This is a genomic window from Larkinella sp. C7 (assembly GCF_006149005.1).
GTDB lineage: Bacteria > Bacteroidota > Bacteroidia > Cytophagales > Spirosomataceae > Larkinella.
Genome location: NZ_VBSL01000250.1, coordinates 1 through 337 on the forward strand (window position 1 = coordinate 1; position 337 = coordinate 337).

General features: G+C 43.9%; 1 protein-coding gene and 1 other annotated feature. The gene reads left to right on the forward strand.

Going from position 1 to position 337, the window contains the following annotated elements:
- Positions 1 to 109: a sequence feature (ribosomal protein L20 leader region), on the forward strand. This feature is flagged as partial in the annotation.
- Between the two features lie 14 nt (positions 110 to 123).
- On the forward strand, positions 124 to 337 hold a 214-nt coding region (gene infC, locus FH871_RS35305; RefSeq protein ID WP_138995388.1), incomplete at its 3' end, for a translation initiation factor IF-3.

Sequence of the window (337 nt, forward strand, 5' to 3'; positions counted from 1 at the left end):
GCTTCTCGCCTTGCGACAAACGTTGTCTGGCTCTACATGTCAAATTTCATTCCCATGGAATATACTGTAGTGCGGGCTTGCGTTGGCAAGTCCGCTTTCGTTTTTCTCTAAAATAATGAAGAGGTGAAAATCATCGCAAAAAAAGATTTATTCATAAATGATGAAATTCGCGTTCGGGAAGTTCGCCTTGTGGGACTTGACGGAGAACAGCTTGGCATCAAACCTTTGTCTGAAGCACAGGCAGTCGCAGATGATGCCAATGTTGACCTAGTCTTGATTCAACCGCAAGCGACTCCACCAGTTGCTAAGATTATGGACTATGGAAAGTTCAAGTTTG